Origin of the sequence: Planomicrobium soli (genome assembly GCF_003014655.1) — a bacterium.
Classification (GTDB): domain Bacteria; phylum Bacillota; class Bacilli; order Bacillales_A; family Planococcaceae; genus Planococcus; species Planococcus soli_B.
On sequence record NZ_PYAT01000002.1, the window covers coordinates 321,391 to 333,598 of the forward strand.

Here is a 12,208-nt window from a genome sequence, read left to right on the forward strand (position 1 = left end):
AAAAAAAGGAGCCGCTTATGCGCGGCTCCCTTTTACTGCTAAATCTTGTCCGGCGTGCTGTTGGCCACGGTCTTTTACCGCCCAAATTGCCACTAAGGAAATGAGGGATGTGAAGACGATGTAGAGCGCGACTGGAATATATGAATTGTTAAATTCGGCCAAAAGAGCCGTTGCTACAAGCGGCGCTGTTCCGCCCGCTACTGCCGCCCCAATTTGATAACCGAGCGAGATTCCGGTATAACGGACTTTCGCTTCAAAAATTTCGGAGAACATGGTTCCAAGTACAGCTGTAATCGGTGCCCAAATAATGCCTAGTCCGATAACCGTTGCAATAACCAATAATACCACAGACCCTTGTTGGATCATCCAGAAGTAAGGAAACGCGAACAGCCCCATCGCCACTGTTCCGATGATGTACAATTTTTTGCGTCCTACTGTATCTGACAAATTCCCCATGATCGGTATTAAGATCGTCGTAACGACTGTTGCTACCATAACAGCTGTCAATGCGTCTGTCCGCGAAAAACCTAAGCTGGTTGTTGCGTAGGACACGATGAATGTACTGAAAATATAGAACGGTGCCGTTTCCACCACTTTTGCGCCGATAGCGATCAACACTTCGCGCCAGTGATATTTCAGTGTATCAGCAATCGGCAACTTTGGAATTTCTCCGGATTCTTGCACTTGTTTGAACGCCGGTGTTTCATCAATTCCTTTACGGATCCAAAGCCCGAAAATAACAAGGAACGCACTCAAGATGAACGGCACACGCCAGCCCCATGTCATGAAGGAATCATCAGGAAGCAGGGTCATGATCCATAATGCGACTGTTCCCATGAGCATTCCGATGGTAACACCCATTTGCGGAATACTCCCGAACAATCCCCGTTTTTCTTTTGGCGCATACTCAACCGCCAAAAGCAAAGCGCCTCCCCATTCGCCGCCGATTCCTAATCCTTGGACTAAACGAAGCGTAATCAATAGAATCGGCGCCCAGATGCCGATAGCTTGGTAAGTTGGCAATAAGCCCATGCCAAATGTGGCAATCCCCATCAAGCTGAGTGTTAAGACCAATGTTTTTTTACGGCCGATACGGTCGCCGATGTGGCTGAATATTATGCCGCCAAATGGCCGAATGAAAAATGCTAAAGCGAATGAAGCATAGGCCAGCAGCAAACCGACAGTCGGATCTTCGTTGACAAAGAAGAGCTGATTGAACACGAGGGCGGCAACTGTTCCATATAGAAAATAGTCGAACCACTCGATTGAACTTCCTACTAAGCTGGCAATTAAAACTCGTTGCGTTTGTTTTTTGTTCATCATCCATCCCCCTAGCAAAATTGAAGTGACACTTTAATTTCTCCCCTTGCTACATTTTATTCAGTTTGAAATTTTCTGTCAATAGGATTTTTTCTTCTTATTTGTTGCCGGCAGGGGAATTGAGTATCATAAAAGAGAAATCATTAAAGCAAGGCGGGGAATTAACATGGCACAGGACTCGATGGGTGTAATATTGAAGAATCTCCGCAAAGAGCGGAAATTGACTTTAAAAGCGCTTGCAGAGCAGACAGGAGTTTCCATCAGCTTTCTCTCTCAAGTGGAACGCGGAAAATCGAGTGCCACGCTTGAATCGCTCAGAAGGTTTGCCGATGCGTTGGATGTTAACCCTGGGGTTTTCTTTGAAGACGGCATTGAACAGGATAAGCTGGCGGAGCGTAAAACATTTTTCCACTACAAAGACCTTTCCCATGGCGTAAAACCTACTAACTTATCACCGATACTAGTGACGCTTTATCCTGGGGAAAGTGATTGGAGTCCATTTTCACATCAGGGCTTTGAGTTCTTATTTGTATTGGAAGGCATGCTGACGGTTGAAGTCGACGGCAAACGCTCTCAGCTCAGCAAAGAGGAATCGGTATTATTCGATGCCAGCAAAAAACATTACTGGGCAAACTACACCGAAAGCAACGTTCGTTTTCTAGTGGTATCTTCCAAAAGTTGATGAGCCAAAGTGGACCGAAAAAAGCTTGAGGAATCTCCTCAAGCTTTTTCTTCCGGCAACAGCAGCTCATACGTGTAAAACCCTTCATCCCGTTTGTATCCCAGTTTCTCATATAAACGCTGTGCGGTATGATTGTCGACCGCTGTACTTAAGCTCAAGCTTTTTGCACCTGTTTCCATCGCGTATTCTTTCGCTTTGTTGAGAAGTTGCTCCCCGACGCCGCGCTTTCGTGCTTGGGCCGCGACATACAGATCGTTCAACAGCCATAGCCGTTTCATTGAAACCGACGAAAACAATGGATAAAGCTGTGTGAACCCAAGATAACTGTTCCCGTCTTTCGCTGCGAAGATCGCCGAGTCTCCGGATTCCAAACGTTCTTTTATGTAACCCCGTGCCGCTTCCAAATCCGATTCCTGTTCGTAAAACACCCGATACAAATTGAACAGTTCCGCTACTCCGTCCAAATCTTCCATTGTTGCTCGAATCACTTTCATTTTCATTCGCCCCTTTTCAACTATTCTCTATGTTCATCATGGCAACTTGCCAGCCGTCTTATTCTTCGGCGTTATGCCTCAAAAAAGAACCGATTTTGTCAAACCGATTCCTTCACGGTAGAAGCATTCAATTTTCTCGAATCTCTCTGTGGGCAAGCAACCTTAACCACACGACTTTCGGGTTGCCGGTTCATATTTATTGGTTTTCCAGGTTTTTCATCTTTTTTCAGCAGCAGACAAGCCGTAGACCTGAATTTTGTTCAGCTCATCGATAATATACTGCAGCTCTTCTTCAGTAATGCTGCCTTTTGTGAAATAGACAAGCGCACGCAGCGGCATGTTTTCGGCCAGCGCTTCCATCATGGTTGCCATCTCTTTGTTTTCGTCCATGGAATCCAGGAAAGAAGGCGTTTCGTTCATCTCTTTGATCAACTTTGTAGCTGGCTCCGCCAAAAGCGGGTCGGCCATCAATTCGCCGATGGTCGTATTGCGATTGACATTTTGGTTGATCCTTACAGTGCTTTGGACTGCCACTTTATGCTTCAATTCAATTTGGGCTGACGATTTTCCTATCATGATTTCGTATTCACCCGTTTCTACGTGCCAGTCTTTGATCTGGGTATTGTAATAAGTGAACGCCCGTTTATTCAAAGTAAATGTCACCACTTGCTCTTCTCCCGGCTGGAGCTCCACTTTTTCGAACCCCTTCAACTCTTTGCGCGGACGGCGGACCGTGCTTTCCAAATCGCTTACGTATAATTGCACAATTTCTTTGCCGGCCCTGTCTCCCGTATTCTTAACAACCACTCGGACGGTCAATTCGTCGGTGTCTTTTATCGAGTTGCTGCTGACTGTCATATCGCTGTAGTCAAACTCGGTATAGCTTAAGCCATAGCCGAATGGAAACAGCGGCGGCCGTTCTTTCTTATCGTAATAACGATAGCCGACGAAAATTCCCTCTTTGTATTCGACCAGATTGCCGTCTCCTGGAAAATGAAGATAGGACGGATTGTCACTCAATTTCTCCGGGAATGTTTCCGCCAATTTGCCGCTTGGGTTGGTGTAGCCGAATAACACATCCCTCAATGCGCTTCCCACCGCTTGCCCGCCCAGATAACCTTCCAGTAAACCTTTTGTTTTATCGAGCCAAGGCATTTCGACCGGAGCCCCGTTGCTCAGCACCACCACCAGGTTCGGCTGCACTTTCGCAATTTCTTCTACTAGCATCTGGTGATCGGCAGGGATTCGCAAATGCGTCCGATCATAGCCTTCGGATTCATAGCGGTCAGGCAAACCGATCATCAACACGGCATAATCCGCCTTTTTCGCCGCTTCAATTGCTTCTTCAATCAGCCGGGTGTGGGGTAGTTCTACATGCAGATCATATCCGTCCGCATAAATAAGCCTATCTTCCCCGCCAAGCTCACAAGCCATTTCGTCATACAGGTTATCAAGGTGGAATGGATTAACATGCGAGCTTCCGCCGCCCTGGTATCTCGGGTGTTTCGCAAAAGCACCGATCAAGGCAATTTTTTTGTCTTTTGGCAGCGGCAAGATATTATCATCATTTTTCAATAGCACCATGCCTTCGGTAGCCGCTTTTCTGGCAAGTTCATGATGCAGGCGCTTATTGAATGTCGCACCCTCTTTCTTCTGGCTATCGGCATGGAAAATCAATCTCAGCAGCCGTTCCACTGTTTGATCAAGCAATGTCTGAGGAAGTTTCTCATGCTCAATAGCATCAAGGAGCTTTTTCTCGCCGAACCCCAGGCTATTGGGCATCTCGAGGTCAAGGCCTGCCGCCAGTGCTGCATCGCGTTCGTCGATTGCTCCCCAGTCGGACATCACGATGCCGCCAAACCCCCATTCTTTCCGCAGCACTTCTCCCAGGAAAAAATGGCTTTCTGAGACGAACTCAAAGTTCACCCGGTTATAGGAAGCCATAACGGTCCAAGGTTTTGCATGTTTTACTGCATTCTCGAAACTGGCCAAGTATATTTCCCGAAGCGCACGTTCGTCGATGATGGCGTTTGTTGTCATTCTCCGATGTTCTTGGTTGTTTGCTAAATAATGCTTGATGGATGTGCCGACGCCTTCGCTTTGGACGCCGTGGATATAAGCGGTTGCCAATTCCGACGAAAGATATGGATCTTCCGAATAATATTCGAAGTTCCGGCCGCATAACGGCGAGCGCTTAATGTTGATCCCAGGCCCGAGAAGCACGGCGATTCCTTCCGCTTGCGCTTCTTTTCCAAGAGCAATCCCCACATCCCGCATCAATTCTTTATCCCAGGAACTCGCTAGCGTTGCACCCGCCGGAAAACATGTGGCAGGTTCGCTTGGCCCCAGTCCCATATGTCCATCTTCGCCAATCTGTTTGCGTAAGCCATGCGGCCCATCTCCCACACGGATTGATGGAATCCCCAATCTCTCGATTCCTCTAAGGTGCCAAAAATCCAATCCTGTACACATACTCACTTTTTCTTTCAAGGACATTTGCGAAACTATAGCTTGGATATTTCTCTCCATACTGAACAACCTCCTGCTGCTGAATGGCTTCAAGAATGGTGGTATTTATCCAATGGCTGCCGGCGCTGCTTATCCTTTTTTGTTCGCGGTTGCTTCGAACGTAATCGTCTGGCCGCTGCGGTTCGGGTACTCCCCGAACTTATAATCTGTTGAGATAACAATTTGTTCAAATCCAATGTGTTCGAGAATCATCCGGAATTCCTCCACGCCATACCATCGCAGCGGGTAGCGTTCGAGTTCCGTCTGAATCAATTTGCCGTTGCGCCATTTCTCGTAACGCGCTTGGGAAATCCGATATTGCTTGATCGGGTCCACTTCGACGATTTGCGACTCTATTGTAATTACATCGCCGTTTTCAGTGTCCCACTTGCGGATCGATGGTCTGTCGAGTTCCAGTTCACTCGGTAAAAACACATCCACTATCAACTTTCCGCCAGCCGCTAAATGATGATGGAAATTCTTTAAAGCCTGAAGTGACTTTTCCCGCTCATGCAACAATAGAAAGGTGCCAGTCGGAATAACGATTGCCCCGTATTTCTCATCGACTGAAAAAGTCTCCATTTCTGCTTTGAACAAATTCGCCGCCAGCCCCCTCTTCCTGCAATTTTCCCGGCAAATCGCCAGCATATCCGAAGATACATCAAAGCCGTCCACTTGAAACCCTTTTTCAAGCAATGGCACAAGCAATCGCCCTGTTCCTGCAGCAGGTTCCAAAATGCGCCCTTTGCATGAAGCCAAACGCTCCATGTAAAATTCAACATCTCCGAACGAACTGCCGACTGGTTTATCAAGATCATAAACTTCTGCCGATAAACTGTTGTAATACCCTAACAAAAAAGCTCCCCCTCTGTACAAAAACACTTGTCGAATGATTCTGTTTATTCTTTGATTATCCTCTTATTTAACCCGATTATCCAGACATAACTCTGAAAAGACGGTACTTTCTTTCCCGTGTTTCCCGAACTTAATGCTCTGCGTTCACGATTTGTTCAACGATCCATCCATAGAGTTTAGCAATTCAAGCAAATGAAAAAGCAACGGATATCCGCTGCTTTAGACTATAGACAAAGTCTAGAATCGATGAATAAAGTTGTATAAAACCAACCAGGCCGGCCACTTCGCTTTCCGTGGGCTCGGCTTCAGTCTCCTCGACGCTAAAACCCTGCTCCTGCATCGCTGCGCTAGCTTCGTCGCAAAATAAGGCCCAAACTACCTTTGGGCCTTATCTGTCTGCGGGGCCTTCAGCTCGAGCGGTTCCCACAGGAGTCTTCGTGGCCGGCCTGGTTGGGCATCTTGCTTGGATTGAAGAAAGATTTCAAATTACTGCTTCTACTACAGAAGCAGCTGATGCAAGACGCTTATCTTCCCACTTTGCTCCAGGCCCCGGAGCGCAAGGCGGCGACTCCAGCGGGACAGCGAAGTGCCGAAATCCACTCGGGACTTGTTCCGAGTGGATTTCGGCGCGAGCCCGCGGAAAGCGTCCGCCTGGAGCGAAGGGGCCGGGTATGATTCCTATAAAATGCGTAGCTTATTTCATAGGCTATGTTAAATAACTCTGTTGTTTTTCAGCCTAAGATTCGAAGAAGAAAGGTGCAAAGCAAATCCCCGTGATAAAATGAAAGTGCGTTTCATTGTGAATCAGCGAAAGATATCCAACTTGTGAAAAGTCAGCTTATGATGAATCATAAACAGTATTTTTAGCAGGTCTATGACAAAAACTAGGAGGATATTTCATGAAAAAAGTATTAATCTTTTTTTTAATTTCACTTTTTACTATTGGAATGCTCTTCGGTGCGTTCAAATTGTATAGTGAACACAAAGAAAACGAAATGGCTGCCTTTCATTATGCAGCAGTAGAAGTGCTGAAATCGTACGATGAAAGTGAGCCATTATTCCACGGAGGCACAAGATATGATTTTGGTCAAGGGAGGTATATGGTCATCGTCAAGAATCAGCAAGGAAAAAAATATTATTATGAAGTTTTGATATCCGATGAACGAGCTCTTGTTGAAATACTTGACAATACTTCTTATATCCCAAGTTCTTAAAACACTCTTGCAAAGCCTGTACTTATCAAGTTAGAACAGGAAAAAAGTAATCAAGAGGGAATTAGTTCAACAATTATCAACGGGATTATTTAACATAGCCTTAAATTAAAAATTAACCATATTATTTAACATCGCCAATTTTTAAACACTATCTAAATGCCATGATTGTCTCTTTTACGCTATTCCACCACACTAGTGAATAAGTTTTATGGGATAATCACCTCTAAATTACATTCGATTAATTCAAAACTAGCATGAGAGGGTGACCAAATTGAATGAACCATACGAATTCAAAGTGGCTTGGTGCAAGATTTGTGATCAAGGTTGGTTAACCATCGTAAAAAATACGGTCACAGCTAAATATTGGGTCATGTGTGAAGAATGTGAATCCGAATGGAGCCATCCGCTACATGCTCAGCTAAATATAAACGTCAAAGAACATAACGAGCATTCAGTAAGGACTCCTACAAAAGAAGAAATTCTGGAATCGGGATGGGCAGATTATAATGTTAAAGTATAAGATAGCTGGACTCCGTGGGATAATCTAAATGAATCTAATTCTTCTATACCGCTCGCGGTTATTCAATATCTCAGAAAGCATAATGCTTCACCAGCACTATTCAACTGAGCCTTGGCTCTTAAGGGGAGAAGAACGCATCACTCTTCTCAATGCGATTTATTAAGACAAATGAATACAAAAGTTATTTCTATTTTATAGAGTTATTACATGTGATTTTTTCTTCAACTAACAGACAAGTTAACAAAAATTGACTAGTAATACCTAAGTAAAAAGGAACATAATAGAGAATACTTCAATAAATTTTTATGGAGGTCTTAAGCGTGAAGGATATTTGGCAAGAAGGTTCTGAAAATGGAAAATTGGAACCGCTATCAGATGAGATAGTAAAAGAGGCAGAAAAATTATTGAAAATTAAATTACCTACTTCCTACATAAGTATCTTAAAACAACAAAACGGTGGATATATCAAATTTAATGCCCATCCTTCAGCTGCACCAACATCGTGGGCTGATGATCATGTTAATGTTGAAAATATATTCGGAATCGGAACTGGGAAAGAAAAAGGAATATTAGAAAGTGAGTATTTGATTCAAGAATGGGGATTGCCGAAGAATGTTGTCTTAATTTCTGGAGATGGACATTCATGGATTGCGCTTGATTATCGGAACAGTAAAGCAGATCCTCCTGTCATTTATCTAGATGTCGAGCAAAATCAAGAAATAAGATTAGCAAAGAATTTCGAAGAATTTATCAATGGGCTTGTCAATTACATTGAAGAAGAGAAAATCTATATATCTGATACTGACCTATCTGAAAAAGAAATAAAAAATTACTACGCTCAAATAGATGAAGTGATACAGGGGGGAACACCGAAAGAAATTGATAGGTTATTTACGAGAATTCTTTCAACTAATAATGAATTGATACGTTATATGGTCGAAAAAATGAGACATCACGAAAAGCCAAAAGTTCATTTTTATTTACTTCTTTTTTTAATGTCCTGTGCTCAAGGGGACAATAAAGGAATGATAGAAGATCACTATCTACTTCCTGTTTTGCATGAACTTTCTAAGAGTAAGAATAAAGATGTTGAAGAGTTTGCTTTGTATTCTTTACATCAATTACAAACCAGACTCAATACCTAATTAATTCAAAAGAAAACTTTAAAGTTTATATTTAAGAATGACGAAGGTGAATTCTTGGTGGATTTTTTGCATATAGCAGGTTCAAAGGAGATATTTCATAACAGAACAAAGCCTGAAGCGGATAGCCGCTTCAGGCTTTGTTTAGTAAACCACCTGTGCACGCCTGCATAAAGTTATTATATTATTCCCTGTCTGGTATAGCTTCAATCCTGCTAAGGCCTTTTAATTTCCCTCTAAATTACCTGAAGCGGTTGCGTCCATTTCATTTGACCTCAAAACCTTGTGGTTCTCTCTTTTTCACGTAACCCCATCTTCATTATTGACCACTGCCATAAGCTTATCAAACTCTTTGTCATCCATATGCTCGAAAATTTCACGGATGACAAAATCTGCAACTCCATCTGATCTCAAGTATTTAATGCTGGTTACTCGATTGTAAAATATGCGTTAGCATGTTTCTTATAGTCAATATAGCGCAAGGCGATGGCGTACTTCAATTCGACGAGAATTTCATTTAGTTTGGCTATGTTAAATAACACTCTTGATATTGCTTTTTAATAAAGACCCTTGATTCCATAAGGGAGTATTCGCATTATAAAAACGCCTTCTTCCGAAGGCGTTTTATTGCACGCTTGAATTCTTCATAGTGTCAAATTGGTCACTATTTGAAAAAAGCTGACTCAAATTGTATTCAACTGTACTTATGCTTCCTTCACCAAAGGAGCGTTGTAATTCTTGTTTGCTACTGATTCCAGGTTCTCGCTACTCTATTTATAAGCACTTCAAACATCGAATGTGGTCATCTTGAATGGTCCATCCGTCCTCTTTGTAATTCAAAGGCGAATGGCAAAAACTACATTCAGTTGGCCAGCCTGCCTTCCTCCACTTAGCCAAAACTTCTAAATCCAATGCATGGCATGTTGCCGTCCATTCGAAATTATCCATTCCAAGTAAAAAACTTAGCTCGCCTTCTACTTCTCTACCATGTCTTCCATAATATGGTCCGCTTGATCTCCTGTTATTTCTTTGTTTATGATTTCTGTCAATATGTCTCTCATTTAATTCTCCTTTTTGCTTATAAGTTCCCTTATTTAATTTGTCGCAATTTAATGTTCTTACAGTGGACAACGATTTTCATTTCGGAAGCGAGAATGATTTCATGTGAGAGGAATTCCTCATCATAGGGAGTAATTTCATCCCACATCCAATCATCAAGCCCTCTCAACCCATCCCCAGAGATAGTAGTAGAACCCCAATATGTATGCCTGGTCAGATCATAGTCAAGCAAAAACTTTTTGACTTCTTCCCAAACGATTTCATGCCACTCCCCATCGCTGTCCATTAAACGACACTCAAGCGAAATGGGCAGCTTTTCTTGTTCAACCTCTTCATTAAATTCATTTTTTATTCCCAAGAAGTCGATTTGGGCATCATGAAATTGATTGTTGTACGTCATTCTATGGACATTTTCATCTAATCGGGATTTTAGATGGTGCAGTTGTTCTCTATACCCATCAATATCATTTTTATCGTTAGTAAAAAAATTCATTTTCATTACCATCCATTCATTGAAATTGTATTAAGAACAGCTGGTTCGAGACAGAAAACTTTGATAACCTGAATGCCTCATACGTTTCACAGACGGAAAACAGGCAACTTTCAACCATCATCTTAGAAACGGTTTCATTATAGAATAAAGGTTCCTAAAATTCAATGAATGCTGAAAAATCAACAGTGTTGCTTAACATAGCCATTTCATAAAATAAACCAGTATTCTTTCGTCTACAGTAAAAGCAGCGGAAATCCGCTGCTTTTACTGTTGATCCTTATTCCATTCTTCCGCCAACATGCCGTAGACTACATGATCGACGTAATGGTCATAGAGCCACTCGGCTTGCCGGATCGCGCCTTCTTCTTTAAATCCAAGGCGTTCCGGAATAGCACGGCTTTTTCTGTTTTCTGCAGCGACCCGGATTTCGACTTTGTTCATTTCCAGGATGTTGATGGCATAGTCCGTCAAAGCCCTAGCCACACGTGTCATGATGCCTTTGCCTTGGTACTCCTGTCCAAGCCAGTACCCGATCTTCGCCGTTTTGTTCGAATTGGTGATTTCGTTGAATCCTGCTACTCCCGCAATTTCTCCTTTATAAAGAATGACCGTGTTCATGCTTTTGCTTTCGACAAAATTCGTCCGGCCCATTTTGATAAAGTCTTCGGTGTCTTCAGCTTTTTGCGTGTAATCCAGCCAAGGAAGCCATTCTTTCAAATAGTCCCGCGATTGGTCGGTCAGCTCAAAAATCCGTTTGGCGTCCCGCATTTCAACCAGCCGCAATGATAAGTCATCGTCAATCTTATGTATAAACATCAAAATCCCTCCTTGTCTCCTATAAATATCCTAGCATATACGGCATATGGCACGCATATTATTTTAGCAAGAGAAAACCGCTCCCCGTTTAGAACAGAAGGGAGCGGGAAGTTAAATTATGTATTCAAAATTTGAAATGGAGGTTTTAAAATGGTTCCCGAACAGCAATTCGAATTTATTCAAAGCTTGCAAAATTGCATGGTCGCCTGCAACAACTGCTTTACTGCTTGTCTAGCCGAAGACGATGTCAAAATGATGGCTCAGTGCATTCGGCTCGATCGGGAATGTGCAGACATGTGCGCATTTTTGGCACAGGCTGTCTCCAGAAAATCGCCTTTTGTTTCGGAACTCGCCACAGTTTGCGCATTCATCTGCGATGCTTGCGGCAATGAGTGCAAAAAGCATGACCACGAACATTGCCAAATCTGTGCGGATGCATGCTTTACATGTGCAGAAGCATGCAGAAGTATGATGTAATGGAACAAGAGAGCCAGAATCGCCGGGATTGCGCAACAGCGGACGAGCCTCCGCTAGTGCGCAATCTTTTTTTAGAAAGGAACGGACAGCATGAATGTATCCCTTGCTGCAGAATTTATATTGCTGCTTTTATTAAATATGGCGGTCGGTGCGTTCGGGTTCTTCCCGAGCTTTTTTGTGACGACCCTTAACATCAATTTGTTCGGCTTGTCCATCGGCACATTCCTGTCGTTGTCAGGCGAGATTTTCGGTGCGATTCTCGGCTTTTATCTCTACCGGCTGGGCTTTACAAAAATGAACCCGGCTTGGCGATCCCACCGTTTTTGGCTAGTTCTGGAAAACCAGCCGGCTAACCGTGTTTTCTGGTCGGTCATCGGGTTGCGCTTGATCCCCTTTGTACCATCTGGACTGGTGACCGCTGGCGCCTCGTTGACCCCTATATCCCCTTGGCGCTTTGCAATCGCAAGCACGATTGGCAAAATACCGGCCGTTTTTCTGGAAATCGCTGTTGCCTACGGCTATACGCAAAGCCTTTCTGCTGAGTACCAGTACGGCATAGTCGCTGCAGTTTTGGTCATTTCTCTGGTTGTTTGGCTGCTGCGGAAACGAAAATCCGGCTTGAGGTAAA

General features: G+C 43.5%; 12 protein-coding genes and 1 pseudogene. 7 read left to right on the forward strand and 6 right to left on the reverse strand.

The window, feature by feature from the left end:
* Window positions 1–15: 15 nt before the first annotated feature.
* Window positions 16–1,320 carry an MFS transporter gene (locus B0H99_RS03740; RefSeq protein WP_106532291.1) on the reverse strand — a complete coding sequence of 435 codons (1,305 nt, stop codon included), beginning with the start codon at window positions 1,318–1,320 and terminating at the stop codon, window positions 16–18.
* A gap of 166 nt (window positions 1,321–1,486) precedes the next feature.
* Between B0H99_RS03740 and B0H99_RS03745 the strand changes: the two genes are divergently transcribed.
* A complete protein-coding gene (locus B0H99_RS03745; RefSeq protein ID WP_106532292.1) occupies window positions 1,487–2,002 on the forward strand; it encodes a helix-turn-helix domain-containing protein in 516 nt (171 codons plus the stop codon).
* Between the two features lie 38 nt (window positions 2,003–2,040).
* On the opposite strand, the gene B0H99_RS03750 is transcribed toward B0H99_RS03745, so the two are convergent.
* The 3 genes from B0H99_RS03750 to B0H99_RS03760 all read right to left on the reverse strand — a co-directional run bounded on the left by B0H99_RS03750 (window position 2,041) and on the right by B0H99_RS03760 (window position 5,859).
* Window positions 2,041–2,496, reverse strand: coding sequence for a GNAT family N-acetyltransferase (locus B0H99_RS03750; protein WP_106532293.1), 456 nt, complete (start codon window positions 2,494–2,496; stop codon window positions 2,041–2,043).
* 216 nt (window positions 2,497–2,712) lie between these two features.
* Window positions 2,713–5,025 carry a glycoside hydrolase family 3 C-terminal domain-containing protein gene (locus tag B0H99_RS03755; RefSeq protein ID WP_106532294.1) on the reverse strand — a complete coding sequence of 771 codons (2,313 nt, stop codon included), beginning with the start codon at window positions 5,023–5,025 and terminating at the stop codon, window positions 2,713–2,715.
* Between the two features lie 69 nt (window positions 5,026–5,094).
* Window positions 5,095–5,859, reverse strand: a complete 765-nt coding sequence (locus B0H99_RS03760; RefSeq protein WP_106532295.1) for a class I SAM-dependent methyltransferase — start codon at window positions 5,857–5,859, stop codon at window positions 5,095–5,097.
* Between the two features lie 437 nt (window positions 5,860–6,296).
* Between B0H99_RS03760 and B0H99_RS03765 the strand changes: the two genes are divergently transcribed.
* The 4 genes and pseudogenes from B0H99_RS03765 to B0H99_RS17985 all read left to right on the forward strand — a co-directional run.
* Complete coding sequence (locus B0H99_RS03765) at window positions 6,297–6,578, forward strand: hypothetical protein (protein WP_106532296.1); 282 nt, start codon at window positions 6,297–6,299, stop codon at window positions 6,576–6,578.
* A 180-nt stretch (window positions 6,579–6,758) separates the two neighbouring features.
* Window positions 6,759–7,073, forward strand: a complete 315-nt coding sequence (locus B0H99_RS03770) for a hypothetical protein (RefSeq protein WP_106532297.1) — start codon at window positions 6,759–6,761, stop codon at window positions 7,071–7,073.
* Window positions 7,074–7,344: 271 nt separating this feature from the next.
* Window positions 7,345–7,593, forward strand: a complete 249-nt coding sequence (locus B0H99_RS03775; protein WP_106532298.1) for a hypothetical protein — start codon at window positions 7,345–7,347, stop codon at window positions 7,591–7,593.
* 305 nt (window positions 7,594–7,898) lie between these two features.
* Window positions 7,899–8,378 (forward strand): annotated as a pseudogene (locus B0H99_RS17985) (SMI1/KNR4 family protein); the annotation flags it as partial.
* A 1,447-nt stretch (window positions 8,379–9,825) separates the two neighbouring features.
* Here B0H99_RS17985 and B0H99_RS03785 read toward each other — a convergent pair.
* Window positions 9,826–10,287 (reverse strand): hypothetical protein, encoded by a 462-nt coding sequence (locus tag B0H99_RS03785; RefSeq protein ID WP_106532300.1) that lies wholly within the window; start codon window positions 10,285–10,287, stop codon window positions 9,826–9,828.
* 264 nt (window positions 10,288–10,551) lie between these two features.
* The gene (locus tag B0H99_RS03790) at window positions 10,552–11,103 is read right to left on the reverse strand and encodes a GNAT family N-acetyltransferase (protein ID WP_106532301.1); all 552 of its coding nucleotides are present in this window, start codon (window positions 11,101–11,103) and stop codon (window positions 10,552–10,554) included.
* A 150-nt stretch (window positions 11,104–11,253) separates the two neighbouring features.
* Here B0H99_RS03790 and B0H99_RS03795 point away from each other — a divergent pair, with 150 nt between their 5' ends.
* Together B0H99_RS03795 and B0H99_RS03800 are read left to right on the forward strand one after the other, a co-directional pair.
* Entirely contained in the window at window positions 11,254–11,580 is a 327-nt protein-coding gene (locus B0H99_RS03795; RefSeq protein ID WP_106532302.1) for a four-helix bundle copper-binding protein, read from the forward strand.
* Between the two features lie 90 nt (window positions 11,581–11,670).
* Window positions 11,671–12,207 carry a TVP38/TMEM64 family protein gene (locus tag B0H99_RS03800; protein ID WP_106532303.1) on the forward strand — a complete coding sequence of 179 codons (537 nt, stop codon included), beginning with the start codon at window positions 11,671–11,673 and terminating at the stop codon, window positions 12,205–12,207.
* Window position 12,208 lies beyond the last annotated feature (1 nt).

What these genes read in the sequence shown, in the direction of transcription:
- B0H99_RS03750 (WP_106532293.1), bottom strand. Translation starts at nt 2,496, where the DNA reads ATGAAAGTGATTCGAGCAACAATGGAAGATTTGGACGGAGTAGCGGAA.
- B0H99_RS03755 (WP_106532294.1), bottom strand. Translation starts at nt 5,025, where the DNA reads ATGGAGAGAAATATCCAAGCTATAGTTTCGCAAATGTCCTTGAAAGAA.
- B0H99_RS03790 (WP_106532301.1), bottom strand. Translation starts at nt 11,103, where the DNA reads ATGTTTATACATAAGATTGACGATGACTTATCATTGCGGCTGGTTGAA.
- B0H99_RS03795 (WP_106532302.1), top strand. Translation starts at nt 11,254, where the DNA reads ATGGTTCCCGAACAGCAATTCGAATTTATTCAAAGCTTGCAAAATTGC.
- B0H99_RS03745 (WP_106532292.1), top strand. Translation starts at nt 1,487, where the DNA reads ATGGCACAGGACTCGATGGGTGTAATATTGAAGAATCTCCGCAAAGAG.
- B0H99_RS03800 (WP_106532303.1), top strand. Translation starts at nt 11,671, where the DNA reads ATGAATGTATCCCTTGCTGCAGAATTTATATTGCTGCTTTTATTAAAT.
- B0H99_RS03770 (WP_106532297.1), top strand. Translation starts at nt 6,759, where the DNA reads ATGAAAAAAGTATTAATCTTTTTTTTAATTTCACTTTTTACTATTGGA.
- B0H99_RS03740 (WP_106532291.1), bottom strand. Translation starts at nt 1,320, where the DNA reads ATGAACAAAAAACAAACGCAACGAGTTTTAATTGCCAGCTTAGTAGGA.
- B0H99_RS03785 (WP_106532300.1), bottom strand. Translation starts at nt 10,287, where the DNA reads ATGAATTTTTTTACTAACGATAAAAATGATATTGATGGGTATAGAGAA.